The organism is Actinomadura oligospora ATCC 43269 (genome assembly GCF_000518265.1).
Lineage (GTDB): Bacteria > Actinomycetota > Actinomycetes > Streptosporangiales > Streptosporangiaceae > Spirillospora > Spirillospora oligospora.
Window position 1 is genome coordinate 908576 of the sequence record NZ_JADG01000004.1, and the last position, 16052, is coordinate 924627.

The window sequence follows — 16052 nt, forward strand, 5'->3', positions numbered from 1 at the left end:
CGAAGCAACGGGGTTGTTGAGGACGATGAGACATTCGGGGGGGAGGGCGGCATGACGGGACCACCGGGGAACAGAGCCGGGCGGGAGGAACCGCCCCCCGCCGAGCTGCGCGAGGCGATGGCACGGGGACTGCAGGAGCAGTTCCCGGGCGTCCGGGTCTGGTACGGCCAGGCGACCGGGTCCTGGTGGGCGATGGTGCCCCTGCGCTCCGGGCCGCGCCTGGTCGAGGCCGACACCTTCCAGCAGCTGCGGGACGCCATCATGAGCGCCCGGTCAAGGGGCTGAAAGACACCACACGGACGGGCCTGTGCGCCGCGCAGACCCGACGCCGTGGAGAACAACGGGACGCGCGCCCGCGAGAGACCGCGGGCGCGCGTCGTCGTTTCCGTGCCACCTGTCATGAGTGCGTCGGCACCGGGGCGCGGTCGGGCTCCGGGCGGCGGCGGAGGAACCTCGGGACCCACCAGTTGGCCTCGCCGCACAGTTCCATCAGCGCCGGGACGAGCAGCATCCGGACGACCGTGGCGTCGATGAGGATCGCGACGCCCATGCCGAGGCCGACCTGCTTGACCGCGACGTCCGCGCCGAGCAGGACCGACAGGAAGACCATCACCATGATGGCTGCGGCGGCGGTGATGACCCGGGCGGTCCCGGCGAGGCCGCCGGCGACGGCCTGCCGGGTGGGCATGCCGAGCTCGTGGTTCTCGCGGACCCGGGAGACCAGGAAGACCTCGTAGTCCATGGACAGCCCGAACAGGATCGGGAACATGATCATCGGGACCCAGGTGGCGACCGGCATCGCCCCGGGGAACCCGAGCACCTCGCCCGCCCAGCCCCACTGGACGACGGCGGTGAGCACGCCGTAGGCGGCGGCGATCGACAACAGGTTCATCAGCGCGGCCTGCGCGGCGATGACGATCGAGCGGACGAGCGCGACGAGCAGCAGCAGCGACAGTCCGACGACGACCGCGACCAGCCAGGGCAGGCGCTTCTGGACGTTGTCGGCGAAGTCGATCGACGCCGCGTTCGGACCGCCGACGTACACCTTCCCGGCCAGCGCGGTCCCGCGCGTGGCGCCCGGCACGACCGTGTCGCGCAGGTGGTGGACGAGCTTCTGCGTCGCCTCGTCCTGGGCGCCGTTGTGCGGGTAGGCGATGGTCACCGAGGCGGTGCCGTCGGCGCTGGGACGCGGCGGCTGGACGCTCTCGACGCCCGGCGTGCTCCGGACGGCGTTCGCGACCCGGGACGCGTCGCCGCCCTCGGCGACGATCACGAGCGGGGCCTCGACGCCCGGGCCGAAGCCGCGCGCCACGATCTCGTGCGCCCCGTACGCGGAGTTGGCGTGCGGCTGCGTGGACGAGTCGGGCAGGCTGAGCCGCATCGACAGGGCCGGGACGGCGAGCGTGAGGAGCAGCCCGGTGGCGATCAGCGCGGCCGGGAGGGGACGCCGCTGCACGACGCCCGCCCAGCGCTCGGCGAGGGGGCGTCCGGCGCGGCGGCCGAGGCCAGGGACGCGCAGCCGGTCGATGTGGCGGCCGGTGAAGCCGAGCAGCGCGGGCAGCAGGGTGACGGCGGTGAACATCGTCATCAGGACCGTCGTGGACGCGGCGACCGCGACCCCGGCGAGCAGCTTGTCGCCCATGACGAACAGTCCGAGCATCGCCACGACGACGGTCGACCCGGCGAACAGCACGGCGCGTCCGGCGGTGGACAGGGCGGTGACGGTCGCGGCCTCGGGGTCCTCGCCGTCGTGCAGGGCCTCGCGGTAGCGGGTGACGATGAACAGCGCGTAGTCGATGCCGACGCCGAGGCCGATGAGGGCGGCGACGATCGGGCTGAACGAGGGCGCGGGCAGCAGGTGGCCGATCAGCCCGATGAGCGCGAGCGCGGTGCCGATGCCGAACAGCGCGGTCACGATCGGCAGGCCCATGGCCAGGACGGATCCGAACGCGATCAGCAGGATGACCACGGCGGCGAGCACGCCGATGCCCTCCGACGGCCCGCCGCCGGGCGTCTCGGCGGCGGCGATCGAGCTGCCGCCGAGTTCGAGCCGGACGCCGTCCCTGGTGCCCCGGACGTCGGAGATCAGCTTGGTGACCTCGGCCGCGGGCATGTCGTTGGCCGTGAGGTTCAGCTGCGCGGTGGCGAACGCGATCCGCCCGTCGGACGAGATCCGGCCGGGTCCCTGGTAGGGCGACAGGACGCCGGTGACGTGCGGGGTCCGGGCGAGCCGCTGGAGCGCGGGCTCCACGCGGGCCCTGACGGCCGGGTCGCGGACGTCCCGGTCGGCCCGGATCGCGAGCGTGATGCTGTCGCCCTTGGCCTGCGGGAAGCGCGAGTCGAGGATCTTCTGCGCCTTCGCCGAGCCGGAGTCGCCGCCGCCGAAGGTGTTGGACGCCTTGGCCGCCATGGAGAACCCGAGCGCCATGACGGCGATCGCGCCGAGCACCCAGAGCACGACGGCGAGCCTGCGCCGCCGGTAACAGAGGCGGGCGAGGCGGGCGACCGCGCCGTCCGGGGAGATGGTCTTCGTGGTCATGGCGGGAGGTTCCCGCCGGGACCCGGTCCGGCGCGTCGGACGTGCGGAGACACTTGGCGGCGCGGCTACTCCCCCTGGAGTACTCCCCCGGGAGTCGGCGGCGGCCCGGCGGGGGTCGCGGGGAGGAGGGCCACGACCCGGAATCCGCCGTCCGGCTCAGGGGCGGCGGTCAGGGTTCCGCCCACGGCCTCGGCGCGTTCGCGCATGCCGGTGAGGCCGTGGCCGCCCCCGGAGACGTCGGCGTCCGGCCCCTGAGTCCCGCCGGGGCCGTCGTCGGCGATCTCCACCCGGACGTTCCGTCCGGTGTGGTCGATGGTGATCCGCGCGGTCGCCGCGTCACCCGCGTGGCGCAGGACGTTGGTGAGCGACTCCTGGAGGATGCGGTAGGCGGCCTCGTCGGTCGCCGCGTCCAGCGGGACGGCCGTCCCGGACACCTCGACGACGACCGGCAGGCCCGCCGAGCGCACGGCGTCCACGAGGTTCGGCAGGCGGCCGAGGCCGGGGGCGCGCGGGCCGGTCCCGTCCCCGCGGAGAAGGCCGAGCGTGGCGCGGAGCTGCGCGAGCGACTCCTTGCTGCTCGCGCGGATCGCGGCGACGGCCTCGCGGACCGGGTCGTCCGGCGGACGGTCCGCCAGCCTGCGCAGCGCCGCGCCCGACTGGACGGTGATCGTCGCCATCCCGTGCGCGACGGTGTCGTGCAGGTCGCGGGCGATCCGGACGCGTTCCTCGGCGGCGCGCCGGGCGGCCTCGCGCTCCTTCTCCTCGCCCGCCATCCGGAGGCGTTCGCGGGTCCCTGCGGCGAGCGCGCGGCGGCTGCGGATCACCTCGGCGAGCAGGATCACGGCCGTGACCATCAGCCACTGCTGGAGGAACTCGGCGAGCGCGCTCGCGGGCGGCTCGCCCTTGCGGAGGACCGCGAGGAAACCGAAGCCGAAGAAGAACGCGGTGATCCCGATCGACCAGCGCAGGTATCCGGCGAGGACGGCCGAGAACGCCGGCACGCCGAGCCCCCAGATCGGCGAGAACCCGGGCGCCCCGGACCCGTAGTAGGCGGTCAGCAGCAGGCTCGCGAGGAGCAGCGCCGCCATCGGCCGCCGCCGGTGCACCAGGACGGGCAGCGCCAGCAGCGCGCCGAGCAGGTAGTCGCGCGGGATGGCGGCACGCTCGCGCGGGTCCTGGCTGACGTGCACCATCAGCTCGACGATCCCGCCGATCAGCAGCGCGAGGACACCGTCCACGACGGGCGCGGGCACGCGGGGCCTCCGGATGCCTCTCACACCGTCACGGTAACGCCGGGGTGACCGTCCGGACGACCCCGCGCGACCGGCCCGTGAGCAGTGCTGGCGAAGCCCTCAAGGACGTGTGAGGACGGCGGCGCTGCCGTAGCTGCCGCCGAAGCCGGTGCAGAGCGCGACCGAGGCGTCCTTGACCTGGTTCGCGCCGGTTCCGCGCAGTTGCCGGACGGCCTCGGCGACGTTGTTCAGGCCGTGCACGTACCCCTCGGACAGCAGGCCGCCGTGCGGGTTCACCGGGTGGCGGCCGTTCCAGGCGATCTCCCCGGCGGACAGCATGACGCCGAGGTCGGGGCGTCCGACCAGGCCGAAGTCCTCGAGCTGGCGCGGGACGAGCCAGGAGTAGGCGTCGTAGAGCAGCGCCACGTCGATCTGTTCGGGTTTCATCCCGGCCGCCTCGTACAGCGGCGCGGCGACGTGCGCCGAGAAGATGCGGGTGACGTCGTCGGTCCGGTCCACCGTGGACGCGCCGGGCCCGCCGCCACGGACGACCGCATGCACGCGCGGGGAGTCCGGGGCGAGGTCGGCGCGGGTGAGGACGAGCGCGCACGCGCCGTCCGTCTCCTGGCAGCAGTCCACGCGTCGTAGCGGGGACGCGACCATGGGGCTGTCCAGGTAGTCGGACAGGGTGAGGCGTCGGCGCTGGAGCGCACGCGGGTTCCGTACCGCGTGCGCACGAGACTGGGCCACCACCGAGTACAGATGCCGTTCGGTGAGACCCGTGTCGTACAGGTACCGCTGCCCGGCCAGGGCGAACTGGTGGACGGGCCCGGCCATGCCGTAGGGGTGGGTGAACTGCTCTTCCGTGCCTTCGCCGAGCTTGAGGCCGAGCGCGTTCATCCGCTTGCCGGAGCGTCCGTTCAGGGCCCGGTACACCAGGACGGTCCGGGCGAGCCCGGCGTCGATGAGCATCGCCGCGTCCGCGAGGATCGAGGCGCTCTGCGTCCCGCCGCCGTAGATCTCGTTGTGCCAGCCGATCTCGGTGATGCCGAGCTCACGCGCCAGGTAAAGAACGGGCGCGGAATCGTTCAGGTGGTAGCTGAGGATCGCGTCGGGCGTGTCGGCGGCCCCGCCGGTCGCCTCGGCGGCCTCCGCGAGCGCGGCGCGCGCGGCCTCGGCGGCGAGCGCCAGCTCACTGCGGCCGGACGCGCGGGACAGCTCCGTCATCCCGATCCCCGCGATCGCCGCGCGTCCCGAGAACCCCTGCCTCATCCGGCCTCCGGCCGCGCCGCGTTCGTCCGGACGGCCCGGGGCGCCGGATGCGCGCCCGCGGTGACGCCCACCGGAGACGGGGCGCGATCCGTCCCCGGCGGGCCTCGTCGCCGAACCTAACTCCCAGGAGGGCTTAACACAAGCGCTTGCTCGGTTAGACTGGCACGTGTGCGGAGAGAGCGCGGCCCAGGACGGCTCAGAGCTCGTACTGGACGGCGGCCCGGGACGCGATGAGCGGCTTCATGCCCTCCACCACGGCCCGGTGCGTGGGGTTGTCGCGGTACGCCAGGTAGGCGTCGCGGTCGGCGAAGTCGGCCACGATCGCGAAGTCGGCGCTGCCGGGGTTGATCCCCGCGTCCGGCCCGACGCTGTAGGCCCGGATCTCGGGAATGACACCCGGAAGATCACGCAGCCGCGCGGCGACCTCCTCGGCCTGGGCGGTGGTCGTACCCTCGATCCATGTGAACAGCGCCACATGACGGAATCCGGTCATGGCAGCACCGTAGCGGTGGGTAGGACGGAACCTGACGACCTGTCCCGGCATCAGAGAAACTGAGGCCCAATGCCCGACCAAGACCGTAATGAACGTTTCCAGGCGGGAATGGGTTCCCACGGAACGTGGTTGGAGCCGTTCGGAGGTGTCTTCCGTGGACGCAGCGAGGCACGACGCGGCGAGGGACACCGCCGCGACAGACAGTGCGGCGACGGGCACCGCGGCGAGTGACACGCCGGCCCGTCCGAGGCTTTCAGGACACACGGGACTGCCGGGACACGCGGGGCTGACAAGACATGCGGGACCGCCAGGGCACGGGTCGGGGATACAGGCCGCGCCGACCTGGCCGCACGCCGTCGCCACGCTGGGCGTCGGCGCGATGCTCTCCGTTCCCGCGGTGCACGGCACGCCGTCCTGGCTGGACCGGTTGTCCCTGCTCACCACCGGACGCCCGCTGGCCCCCGCGCACGCGGTGGTCCTCGCGATCGCGCTGGTCTTCGTCGCGCGCGGGGCGCTGCTGCGCCGCCGCGCCGCCTGGTACGGGCTCATGGTCATGGTCGGGATGGGCTTCGCGGCCGTCGCGGTCGGCGGTGACGCCTACTGGCGGCTGCCGCTGCTCGCCGCCGCCGCGGTCGCGCTCTGGGTCAGCCGCGACACCTTCGTCGTCCGCCCGCACCCCGACCGGATCCGGTCGGCCGTCCGGATCGGCGCGGTCCTGGTGGTGCTCGCCGCGGTCCTGACCGTGGTGCTCGGCGGGGTGACGATCCGCTCGGTCGGCCCGGACGTCGCGCAGGGGCTGTCGGCGACCGGCGGGCCGTCCGGCGGCGCGGCGTGGCTGCCCGGCGCGCTGTCGCTGATCGGCGGCGTCGGCCTGCTGGTGCTGGTCGTCACGCTGCTCGCGCCCGACCCCGCGCCGCCGCCCGGCGACGAGGACGAGCGCCGTCGCGTCGCGGGCCTGGTCGCGCACCCCGGCTCCGACACCCTCGCGCCGTTCGCGCTGCGCCGCGACAAGACCTACGTGTTCAGCCCGGACGGCCGGGCCGCGATCGGCTACCGCGTGCTGTTCGGCGTCGCGGTCGCGGGCGGCGACCCGGTCGGCGCTCCGGACGCGCACGACGCCGCGATCAACGCGTTCCTGGAGCTGTGCCGCCGCACCGGCTGGCGTCCGGCCGTGCTGGGCGCGAGCAGCGAGCTCGTGTCGTCCTGGGGCGGGCTGCGCTCGTTCGGGTTCGGCGACGAGGTCGTGCTGTTCCCGGAGACGTTCTCGCTGTCCGGACGGCTGATGCGCAACGTCCGGCAGGCCGTGAAGCGCACCCACAACTTCGGCGTGAAGTCCGAGATCGTCCCGGAGCGGGAGCTCGGCGACGAGCTGCGCGGGAAGCTGCTGGACGTGGCCAACCGCTCGCTCGGCGGCGCGGCCGAGCGCGGCTTCTCCATGAACCTGGACGAGCTGCTCACCGGCTACCACCCGGGCGCGGTCGTCGCCGTCGCCTACGACGACCGCGGCGCGCCGATCGCCTTCCAGCGCTACGTCTCCGCAGGTCAGGGCCTCAGCCTGGACGCCATGCGGCGGCTCCCGGACGCTCCGAACGGCCTGAACGAGCGCCTGATCACCGACATCGCCGAGTGGGCGAAGCAGCAGCGGATCGACGTCGTGTCGCTGAACTTCGCCGCGTTCCGCGAGCTGCTCGACGCCGAGGAGCGGGGACCGGTCGAGAAGGCCGGATACCAGGCCCTCCACCTGCTGGACCCGTGGATCGCGGTCGAGTCGCTCTACCTGTTCGACCGCAAGTTCCGGCCGGGCTACCGTCCGCGCAGCATCGTGTTCCGCTCGTGGGCCGACATCGGCTGGCTCGCCGCCGCGCTGCTCACGCTGGAGTTCGGCCGCGTCGGCGACGTCCCGGCCGCCGACCGCGTCCTGGAGCCGGTCGGCGACCCGTCCGCGATGGGCCACCGCTTCCACTGACCCGCTGACGAGAGGAGCCCGCCGCCCGGACGACGCGTCCGGGCGGCGGGTTCGTCCTCACTCACACGACGTCACTTGATCTTGCTGAGGTCGATCGCGTCCGCCGGGGCCTGGATCTGGAGCGGGGTGTCGTACTCGGAGAAGTCGAACGAGCCCACCGGCATGTCGCCGACCGCCACGGTCGAGCTCAGGCGAAGCAGGTGCGGCGTCCCGTTCGCGGACACGAACATCTTCGACGACTTCGCACCCGGGCCCGTGATGGCGATCGCCGGGGTGCCCGCGACGTCGGCGCGGCTGCCCTCGAACCCGTCGGACCTCGTCGCGATGACCTCACGCATTTTCGCGACGACCTGCTGGTCGAACTGCCGGATGCCGAGGAAGGGCCGGTACTCCTTGGACTGGCTCGACGGGAACAGCACCCACTTGCCGCCGAGCATCGCCCCGGCCGACTTGTCCCCGAGCATGTTCTCCCAGAAGGAGGCGTCGGCGCCCATGAAGAGCTTGCCGCCGGTGGTGCGCAGCTTCACGGTGGCGGGGGTGTTCTCGAAGCTGCCCTGCATGGTTCCGTCCGCCTGGTCCTGCCCGAGGCGGAAGTCCAGGCGCATCGGCTTGCCCTCATCCTTGAAGTCGGCCTTCACATGCACGGACTTGGCGTTTCTGAAGCCGTCGAGCGCGGCCTTCACCAGTTCGGCGGGCGGCTTGGCGGAGTTGTCGGCGCCGGACGGAGGGGCGGACGTCATGGGCCCGTCCAGGGTGCTCGACGGTTTGGCGCCGCTCTTGCCGTCGCCCCCGCCGCAGGCGGTCAGGGTGAGCGTCGCGGCGAGCAGGGCCGTGCCCGCGGTCAGTCTGGTGGTGCGTCCCACGTGTGCCGTTCCTCTTTCGATCTTGATCAAGGGCGAAGGTGAGTCGCCCAGACGGGCACGGACGTTGACAAGAACCGCATAACGCTTGCGTCTCGCCGGACGCCCGGCTCCGTTCCGCTCGCCTCCCGTCCGGCCGGACGGGCTGTTAGGCTTCCCAAGCGAGCGCTTGGTACGTAATGTTGGCAGGGTGCGGCTCCGCCCCCGGGGCGGGCGCCCGCCCCGCGCGTTGACGAAGGAGCCTGCGACGTGGCTGACCGCCCGATGAAGTTCTCGGCCTTCCACCTGTTCCACCAGTTCGCGGGGCAGACCCCGGGTGAGGTGTACGAGTACCAGATCGAGATCGTCGAGCTGCTGGAGGAGCTCGGCTTCGACGGGGTGTGGATCGCCGAGCACCATTTCCGGGAGTACGGGACCGTCCCGAACATCTTCACGATGCTGGCGAACCTGGCCGCGCGGACCGAGCGGCTGCGGCTCGGCACGGGCATCGTGGTGCTGCCGCTGCACAACCCGATCCACGTGGCCGAGGAGGCCGCGATGGTGGACCTGCTGTCCGGCGGACGCCTCCAGCTCGGCATCGGACGCGGCTACCAGGCGATCGAGTTCGAGAACTTCGGGCTCGACCTGGCCGAGGCCAGGGACCGGTTCAACGAGTCGCTCGACGTCATCCTCGGCCTCTGGACGCAGGAGAACTTCGAGTACAAGGGCCGGTTCTTCGAGACCAAGCATGCTCTGAACCTGATGCCGAAGCCGGTGCAGCGCCCGCATCCGCCGGTGCACGTCGCCGCCGTCAGCCCCGAGACCGTCGAGATGTACGCGGCGCGCGGGCTGCCGATCCTGGCCGACCCGGCCGCGCCGTTCAAGAAGATCGCCAGGGCCGCCGAGACCTGGCACGCGACCGCCGCCGCGAACGGCGTGGACACCACGGACGTGGAGCTGGTCGCCAGCCGGATCGTGTACGCCGCGCCGTCCATCGAGCAGGCCCGCGAGGACCAGGCCCGGTTCGAGGCGTCGTTCGACCGCTCCCGGATCTTCAACCTGCAGAGCGCCCCCATCGACCGGACGACCGGGCAGGCGGCCAAGGGGTTCGAGTACTACCAGAACCGCTACCTGAAGGGCGGTTCGGTGGACAGCGAGTTCCGCTGGGAGCAGCTCGAGGTGATCGGCGACCCCGAACGCGTCATCGGCCAGATCCAGGCGATCCGGGAGATGGGCTTCGGGCACCTGATGTGCGACTTCGGCTCCACCCGGCCGATGCCGCTGGAGGAGATGAAGAAGGTCCTGACGTTCTTCGCGGCCGAGGTCATGCCCGCGTTCCGCTGATCCCCACCCCCAGGAGGCGCGATGTCCGCAGTACACCGGCTCACCCTCGGCGACGTCCTCGCCGAGCACGCGCGCGGCCGTCCGGCCGGCGCCGCGGTCGTGGACGGCGACGTCCGGCTGACCTATCCCGAACTCGACGACCGGGTGGCGCGGCTCGCCGGGGCGCTCGCCGCGGGCGGCGTGGAACCGGGCGGGCGCGTGCTGTGGCTCGGCCAGAACTCCTTCCGCGTGCTCGAGCTGCTGCTGGCCTGCGGACGGCTCGGCGCGATCTTCTGCCCGGCGAACTGGCGGCAGTCCGCCGACGAGCTGGCCCACGTCCTGTCCGACCTGACCCCGGCGGTCGTGGTGTGGGAGGAGTCGGAGGCCGTCGAGAAGGCGCGCGGGCAGGGCACGGCCGACGCGCGGTGGATCCTCTCGGGCGAGGAGTACGAGGCGTTCCTCGCGTCGGGTGAGACCTGGCTCCCGGAGGCCGCCGACGCGGGCGCGCCCGTCCTCGCGCTGTACACGGCCGCGTTCGACGGCCGTCCGAACGCGGCGCTGCTCAGCCACTCGGCGCTCGTCGCGCACAGCATGTCGCTGCTGCACATGCGGCAGATGGAGGACGGCTTCACGTTCCTGGCGTGCGGCCCGCTGTTCCACGTCGGGACGATGATGTTCACGCTCGCGACGTTCCAGCTCGGCGGCAGGATCGTCGTCACGCCCGCGTACGAGCCGGACGAGGTGTGCCGCCTGATCGACGCCGAGCGGTGCACGCAGGCGTTCCTGTTCGGGCCGATGATCGACGGGCTCGTCCGGGCGAACGCGGGCGGGAGGTACGACCTGAGCTCGCTGCGGTTCGTCTCGCACTCCCCCGAGTGGGACGCGATGATCACGGTGGACGACAGCCCGTGGTGCGCGTCCGGGATGGGCGGGTACGGGCAGACCGAGGTCGGCGGGATGCTGACGTTCCTCGGCCTCGGCATGGGCGGGAAGGGGTTCGCCGGACGGCCGTCCCCGCTCGTCCACGTGCGGCTGCTGGACGCCGCGGGGAACGAGGTCCCGCCGGGCGAGGTCGGCGAGATCTGCGCGCGGGGGCACAGCCTGTTCTCCGGCTACTGGAACCGTCCGGACCTGAACGCGGCGAAGGCGGCGGGCGGCTGGCACCACACCGGCGACCTCGGACGGCGTGAGGACGACGGCACGCTCACCTTCGTCGGCCCCAAGCTGCGGATGATCAAGTCGGCGAACGAGAACATCTACCCCGCCGAGGTCGAGCGCGCGCTGAAGACGCATCCGGCGGTCGCGGACGCGGCCGTGATCGGCGTCCCGGACGAGCGGTTCGGCCAGTCCCCCAAGGCGGTCGTCGTCCTGAAGGACGGCGCCGAGGCCACGGCGGAGCAGGTCGTCGAGCACGTCCGGGGTGAGATCGCCTCGTACAAGAAGCCGCGCGAGGTCGTGTTCGTGGACGAGATCCCGAAGCGCGGCTTCACGCCCGACTACGACGTCCTGGACGCCGCGCACGGCGGCGGCGCGTACCCGGGCTCCTGACCTTTCCCGAGCGCCGGCCGGCGTCCACGCGGACGTCGGCCGGCGCTCTTTTCGGGAAAACTGGTCAGACCAGTTGACGTGCGGACCTTCGGGTCACCACAATTCCGGCATGAGCAGCTTCTCCCCCATCGAGCGGACCTCGGTGGCGACGGCGGTCTTCGAGCAGATCGCGGCGCGGATCCTGGACGGCACCCTGCCCGTCGGCGGGCGGCTGCCGGCCGAGCGCGCGCTGACCGAGGAGTTCGGCGTCAACCGGCAGGCGCTGCGCGAGGCGCTGCAGCGGCTCGACCAGCTCGGGCTGGTCGAGATCCGGCACGGCGGGGCGACCCGGGTGCGCGACTTCCGCCGCACCGCCGGGCTCGACGTGCTGCCCCGGCTGTTCCTCGGCGCGGACGGCGGCGTCGACGCGACGATCGTCCGGTCGGTGATGGAGATGCGGACGGCCATCGGCGCGGACGCCGCGTCGCTCGCGGCCGGGCGCGCGTCCGCCGAGGCCCGGGCCGGGCTGCGGGGCGTCCTCGCCGACCTGGAGGCCCTCGTCGCGGGCGGGGCCGACGACTCCGCCGGGCTCGCCGCGGTCGACGTGCGCTTCTGGGACCTGCTCGTCGAGGCGTCCGGGAACGTCTGCTACCGGCTGTCGCTGAACGTCCTGCTCGACGCGTACCGCCCGGCCGAGGCGCTGGTCGACCTGCTCCTGGTGGGCGAGCGCCGCGACGCGCCCGCGCACCGGGCCCTGGTCGACGCCGTCGAGGCCGGGGACGGCGAGCGGGCCCGCGCCCGCGCCGCCGCGTTGCTGGACCAGGGCCGTGCCGCCGTGCTGGCCCACTTCTCCGCCGATCCCCCCGAGGAGGACCCCACGTGAGCCCCCGACCCGAGACCCCCGGCTGGCTCAAGCCGGGCCTGACCCTGACCGGCGCGGCCCGCGAGTTCTTCCGGCATCCGAGCCCGAAGGTGCTCGTCCCGGCCGCCGCGACCGCCGTGGCGGCGCGCGTCGCGCTCGGCCGCTGGACGCGCCGGGACGCGGCCGTGGCCGCGGGGATCGTCGCCGCCGAGCCGTTCGTCGAGTGGGTCGTCCACGTGGGCGTGCTGCACTGGCGGCCGAAGACCGTGAACGGCCGCCGGATCGACCCGATGCTGTCCCGCAAGCACCGCGCCCACCACCGCGACCCGCGCGACGCCGGGCTGGTGTTCGTCCCGCCGCCGGTGGTCGGCGGGCTGATCGTGGGGCTCGTCGGCCTCAACGCCGCGGTCCTGCGGGAGCGGCGGCTCGCGATGACGGGCGTCGCGACCTCGCTCACCGCGCTCGCGGCCTACGAGTGGACGCACTTCCTGATCCACTCGTCCTACCGTCCGCGGCACGCGCCCTACCGCGCCGCCTGGCGCAGCCACCGCCTGCACCACTACCGGAACGAGCGCTACTGGTTCGGCGTCGTCACGCCGATCTCGGACCAGGCGCTCGGGACGTATCCGGCGAAGGACGACGTCCCGGCGTCCCCGACCGCCAAGACTCTGGGCGTCGAGGAGATCGAGCCGCTCTCTGCCTGACTGACAGGGCCTGAGCCTGCATACACAGACGGCGGGTCGCCCTTGCCGGGCGGCCCGCCGTTCGTCCTGGGGAGGGTCAGCGGTGCTGGGCGCCCCGGTAGACGGCCAGCGCGTCCCGCTGCCACTGCGCGCCGCAGGCGTCCCTGCCGCAGGAGCCGAAGTAGCTCGCGGTCTGCCAGCCGACGCCGGTGGTGGCGTTGAACCTGATGAGGAACGGGCCGCCGCTGGCGCCGCCGCTCATGCCGTTGCAGTTCGCGAGGTAGATGACGCGCTTGTCGCTGCTGCCGCGCGGCTTGCCGGAGCAGCGCCACGGGTAGTCCTTGTCACCCGGGATCCCGAGCAGGTTCGTCGAGTACGAGCTCGGCTTGTAGTTGAACGCCACGCCCTCGGAGCCCGCCGCGTCCTGCACGTGCTTGCCGCCGCGCTTGTTCAGCACGATGAACGCGTTGTCGCCCTTCACTCCGGGCGTGGTCACCCAGCCCGCCTTGCGCCAGGTGAACCAGCCGCGCGGGGCCCTGCCGTTGGAGTAGGCCGGGGCGAACCGGTAGTTGCTGCCGCCCTCGCCGAACCCGCAGTGCCGCGCGGTCGCGATGGTGTCGTGGTTGTCCGACACCACGACGGTCGCCGAGCAGATCCAGGTCTTGCCCTTGAGGCTGAAGAACAGCCGCCCGAGCGCCGGGGGCTTGCGCCACTGCGCGGTGACCTGGCCGTTCTCGCCCTTGGGCAGCGTCCCGGCGCGCGTGTAGGGCGCGTCCTGGGCGGACGCGTCGACCGAGCCGCCGGAGTCCGCCGCCGAAACGGAGTCCGATGCCGAAGCAGATGCGGCGCGGTACTCCCTCGCGTTCGCGATCCTCTCCTTCGTCCAGAATCGGTCGACCTGCGCGGAACTCTGCCCGGCGTCGGCGAACCTGACGTTCGGGGCGGGAGCGGCGGTGGCGGCGGTCCCGGTGAGGGAGACGGTCGCGGCGACGAGCGCCCCGGCCGCGCCGACCGTCACGAGTCTGCGCATGGGTGTCCTCCTTGCTCTGGGGGGATGGACCCCCGCAAGGCTCGTGGCGGACGATCACCCGTTGGTCACTTTTGGGTGGACATACAGCGAATATTCAGACACCGCGCAGCCGGTCGGCAGGACGGCTCAGAGGACGGCGAGCGGGGTGACCGGGCTGGCGGTGCCGCCCTCGATCCGGAGCGGGGCGGCGACGAACAGGAAGTCCGTCCGGGACGACCCGGAGAGCTCCTCCAGCCACAGCATCTCCAGCAGCGGGATCCCGTGCCGCCAGAGGAGGGTCATGTGGAGGTCGTCGGCCAGGTCCTCGTCGGCGAGCTGGCGCTCGTTGAGGCCGCCGATCGCCGCGTTGTCGGACGCGACCGCGCACACGTCGCGCCCGGCGAGCCAGCGGCCCGCGTCGCCGGACAGGCCGGGCTGGCCGCTCCAGTACGCGTCGGGGCCGTCCTCCCAGGTCAGCGGCCATCCCGTGCGGATCACGGCCACGTCCCCGGGGCGGACGTCCACGTCGCACGCCTCCAGGTCGTCCGGGGTGACGCGGTCGGTGGCAGCCAGGTGCCGGACGCCCCGCAGGCGCGGGATGTCGAACAGGACGCCCCGCGCGACGACCGGTCCGGCCTTGTCGATGCCGCAGCGTCCGGCGCCGTAGGAGCGGACGCGGTCCGCGGGGTGCCCGTTGTACAGCTCGTCGCCCGACCACATGTGGCAGAGGGCGTCCATGTGGGTGGTGGTGCCGTGCGGGGTCACCACGAGGGCGTCGTCCGCCATCCTCAGGCCCGCGCCGATCGCTCTCGTGCCCGCCGCGTAGTCGCCGCCGTCCACGGACATGAAGTGCTGCGGCAGCGGGCGTCCGCGCAGGTGCGGGACGGTCGTCGGCGCGGGCGAGGACGTCGCGCCGCGGATCGGGAGCGACAGGCCCAGCACCCGCCCCTCCCGGACGCAGGACGCGGCGGCCAGCACGGTCCGCGGGGTCAGCAGGTTCAGCGCGCCGCGCTCGTCGGCGGCACCCCAGCGTCCCCAGTTGTTCGGCTCATCGAGCATCATTCGGTTTCAGACCCTTCCGAGAGAGGACGCCGCCATGACGACCGCGCAGGGGACGACTGAGCAGGGACCGTCGGCGCAGGGACACTGCGATCCGGCCTTCGCCGCCGTCCGGGAGGTGTTCGAACGGAACTTCGCCGAGGGCCGGGAGGTCGGCGCGGCCGTCGCGGTCTACTCCGGTGGCCGCAAGGTCGTGGACCTGTGGGGCGGACTCGCCGACCGCCGCACCGGACGCCCCTGGCTCGAGGACACGCCCGTGTTCGGCTTCTCCTGCACCAAGGCGCTGACCGCGACGGCGGCCCTGCTGCTCGCCGAGCGCGGCGCGTTCGCGTGGGACGCGCCGGTGACGGACTGGTGGCCGGAGTTCGGCGTCCACGGCAAGGACGTCGCGACCAACGAGCACCTGTTCACGCACCAGGTGGGGCTGCCCGCGTTCGCGCGTCCGGTGTCGGCGGAGGAGGCGGCCGACGCGGAGGCGCGCGCCGCCGAGCTGGCCGCGCAGGAGCCCGAGTGGAAGCCCGGCACCGCGCACGGCTACCACGCGCTGACCTACGGCTGGCTCGCCGGGCACCTCGTCCGCCACTTCGCCGGGATGCCCGCCGGGGACTTCGTCAAGAAGGAGTTCGCGGCCGATCTGGACCTGTGGGTCGGGTCGTCCGACGAGGTGATCGAGCGGGCGGCGAAGCTGACGAACGTGCGCGGCGTCCAAAACGAGGACGGGCCGCGCGCGGTGGACGACGACGCGCGCCTCACCCTCCTGGCCCACGCCTTCCTCGACCGCGACAGCAAGCTGAACCGGTCGGCGGGCAACCCGAGCCCCGGCAAGGGCGGCTACAACAACCCGGTCGTGCTGCACGCGGGCTGGCCGTCCGCCGGGATGGTCGCGACCGCGCGCGCGTTCGGGCGGTTCTACGCGAACCTCCTCGCCGGACGGTACGTCCGCCCGGAGACCCTGCGCGAGGGCATCCGGACGCGCGTGCGCGGAGAGGACCTGACGCTCACCGTGGACAGCGCGTTCGGCCTCGGCTTCATGCGTCCGTCGATGACGTTCTTCACCCCGGAGGCGGGACGCGGGTCGGCGTTCGGGCACACCGGCGCGGGCGGCGCGGTCGGTTTCGCCGACGTCGACGCCGACCTGGTCGTCGCCTACCTGCCGAACCGCATGGGCGACCAGCTCTCCGGCGACCTGCGCTCGTACCGGCTGGTCGAGGCCGCCTACGCGTCCCTCTAGCCGGGTCCCTGGCCCGG

Annotated in this window: 14 protein-coding genes; 7 read left to right on the forward strand and 7 right to left on the reverse strand. The window is 73.0% G+C overall.

The genetic code is table 11. The features are described 5' to 3' along the window. Positions 1 to 51: 51 nt before the first annotated feature. Positions 52 to 285 carry a hypothetical protein gene (locus P696_RS0108680; protein WP_026412040.1) on the forward strand — a complete coding sequence of 78 codons (234 nt, stop codon included), beginning with the start codon at positions 52 to 54 and terminating at the stop codon, positions 283 to 285. 112 nt (positions 286 to 397) lie between these two features. Here P696_RS0108680 and P696_RS44145 read toward each other — a convergent pair whose 3' ends face one another. The 4 genes from P696_RS44145 to P696_RS0108700 all read right to left on the reverse strand — a co-directional run bounded on the left by P696_RS44145 (position 398) and on the right by P696_RS0108700 (position 5536). Then, positions 398 to 2539 carry an MMPL family transporter gene (locus P696_RS44145; protein ID WP_034483489.1) on the reverse strand — a complete coding sequence of 714 codons (2142 nt, stop codon included), beginning with the start codon at positions 2537 to 2539 and terminating at the stop codon, positions 398 to 400. Between the two features lie 65 nt (positions 2540 to 2604). After that, positions 2605 to 3816, reverse strand: coding sequence for a sensor histidine kinase (locus P696_RS44150; RefSeq protein WP_064743934.1), 1212 nt, complete (start codon positions 3814 to 3816; stop codon positions 2605 to 2607). Between the two features lie 75 nt (positions 3817 to 3891). Next, positions 3892 to 5043: a thiolase C-terminal domain-containing protein gene (locus P696_RS0108695; protein ID WP_026412041.1), complete on the reverse strand. Its 1152-nt coding sequence runs from the start codon at positions 5041 to 5043 to the stop codon at positions 3892 to 3894. Between the two features lie 196 nt (positions 5044 to 5239). Next, the gene (locus P696_RS0108700; RefSeq protein WP_026412042.1) at positions 5240 to 5536 is read right to left on the reverse strand and encodes a Dabb family protein; all 297 of its coding nucleotides are present in this window, start codon (positions 5534 to 5536) and stop codon (positions 5240 to 5242) included. A 379-nt stretch (positions 5537 to 5915) separates the two neighbouring features. On the opposite strand from P696_RS0108700, the gene P696_RS52170 reads away from it, so the two are divergent. Next, positions 5916 to 7502 (forward strand): bifunctional lysylphosphatidylglycerol flippase/synthetase MprF, encoded by a 1587-nt coding sequence (locus P696_RS52170; protein ID WP_051467054.1) that lies wholly within the window; start codon positions 5916 to 5918, stop codon positions 7500 to 7502. 71 nt (positions 7503 to 7573) lie between these two features. Here the strand turns inward: P696_RS52170 and P696_RS0108710 are convergent, their stop codons facing one another. After that, positions 7574 to 8365, reverse strand: coding sequence for a LolA-like protein (locus tag P696_RS0108710; protein ID WP_026412043.1), 792 nt, complete (start codon positions 8363 to 8365; stop codon positions 7574 to 7576). A 261-nt stretch (positions 8366 to 8626) separates the two neighbouring features. On the opposite strand from P696_RS0108710, the gene P696_RS0108715 reads away from it, so the two are divergent. The 4 genes from P696_RS0108715 (at position 8627) to P696_RS0108730 (ending at position 12757) form a co-directional block, all read left to right on the forward strand. Next, complete coding sequence (locus tag P696_RS0108715; protein WP_026412044.1) at positions 8627 to 9685, forward strand: LLM class flavin-dependent oxidoreductase; 1059 nt, start codon at positions 8627 to 8629, stop codon at positions 9683 to 9685. A 21-nt stretch (positions 9686 to 9706) separates the two neighbouring features. Next, positions 9707 to 11212, forward strand: coding sequence for an AMP-binding protein (locus P696_RS0108720; protein ID WP_026412045.1), 1506 nt, complete (start codon positions 9707 to 9709; stop codon positions 11210 to 11212). A 109-nt stretch (positions 11213 to 11321) separates the two neighbouring features. After that, complete coding sequence (locus P696_RS44160) at positions 11322 to 12074, forward strand: FadR/GntR family transcriptional regulator (protein ID WP_051467056.1); 753 nt, start codon at positions 11322 to 11324, stop codon at positions 12072 to 12074. Then, positions 12071 to 12757, forward strand: a complete 687-nt coding sequence (locus tag P696_RS0108730) for a sterol desaturase family protein (RefSeq protein WP_034483492.1) — start codon at positions 12071 to 12073, stop codon at positions 12755 to 12757. The genes P696_RS44160 and P696_RS0108730 overlap by 4 nt, the downstream gene beginning before the upstream one ends. A 76-nt stretch (positions 12758 to 12833) precedes the next feature. On the opposite strand, the gene P696_RS52175 is transcribed toward P696_RS0108730, so the two are convergent. Both P696_RS52175 and P696_RS0108740 read right to left on the reverse strand, forming a co-directional pair. Further along, a complete protein-coding gene (locus P696_RS52175; RefSeq protein WP_051467058.1) occupies positions 12834 to 13766 on the reverse strand; it encodes a hypothetical protein in 933 nt (310 codons plus the stop codon). A gap of 126 nt (positions 13767 to 13892) precedes the next feature. Next, the gene (locus tag P696_RS0108740; protein ID WP_026412047.1) at positions 13893 to 14804 is read right to left on the reverse strand and encodes a cyclase family protein; all 912 of its coding nucleotides are present in this window, start codon (positions 14802 to 14804) and stop codon (positions 13893 to 13895) included. Between the two features lie 37 nt (positions 14805 to 14841). Here P696_RS0108740 and P696_RS0108745 point away from each other — a divergent pair, with 37 nt between their 5' ends. Next, a complete protein-coding gene (locus tag P696_RS0108745) occupies positions 14842 to 16035 on the forward strand; it encodes a serine hydrolase domain-containing protein (protein WP_026412048.1) in 1194 nt (397 codons plus the stop codon). Positions 16036 to 16052: the final 17 nt, after the last annotated feature.

Coding starts and splice junctions, on each gene's coding strand:
- P696_RS0108680 (WP_026412040.1), top strand. CDS start 52: ATGACGGGACCACCGGGGAACAGAGCCGGGCGGGAGGAACCGCCCCCC.
- P696_RS44145 (WP_034483489.1), bottom strand. CDS start 2,539: ATGACCACGAAGACCATCTCCCCGGACGGCGCGGTCGCCCGCCTCGCC.
- P696_RS0108695 (WP_026412041.1), bottom strand. CDS start 5,043: ATGAGGCAGGGGTTCTCGGGACGCGCGGCGATCGCGGGGATCGGGATG.
- P696_RS0108700 (WP_026412042.1), bottom strand. CDS start 5,536: ATGACCGGATTCCGTCATGTGGCGCTGTTCACATGGATCGAGGGTACG.
- P696_RS52170 (WP_051467054.1), top strand. CDS start 5,916: ATGCTCTCCGTTCCCGCGGTGCACGGCACGCCGTCCTGGCTGGACCGG.
- P696_RS0108715 (WP_026412044.1), top strand. CDS start 8,627: ATGAAGTTCTCGGCCTTCCACCTGTTCCACCAGTTCGCGGGGCAGACC.
- P696_RS0108720 (WP_026412045.1), top strand. CDS start 9,707: ATGTCCGCAGTACACCGGCTCACCCTCGGCGACGTCCTCGCCGAGCAC.
- P696_RS44160 (WP_051467056.1), top strand. CDS start 11,322: ATGAGCAGCTTCTCCCCCATCGAGCGGACCTCGGTGGCGACGGCGGTC.
- P696_RS52175 (WP_051467058.1), bottom strand. CDS start 13,766: ATGCGCAGACTCGTGACGGTCGGCGCGGCCGGGGCGCTCGTCGCCGCG.
- P696_RS0108740 (WP_026412047.1), bottom strand. CDS start 14,804: ATGCTCGATGAGCCGAACAACTGGGGACGCTGGGGTGCCGCCGACGAG.
- P696_RS0108745 (WP_026412048.1), top strand. CDS start 14,842: ATGACGACCGCGCAGGGGACGACTGAGCAGGGACCGTCGGCGCAGGGA.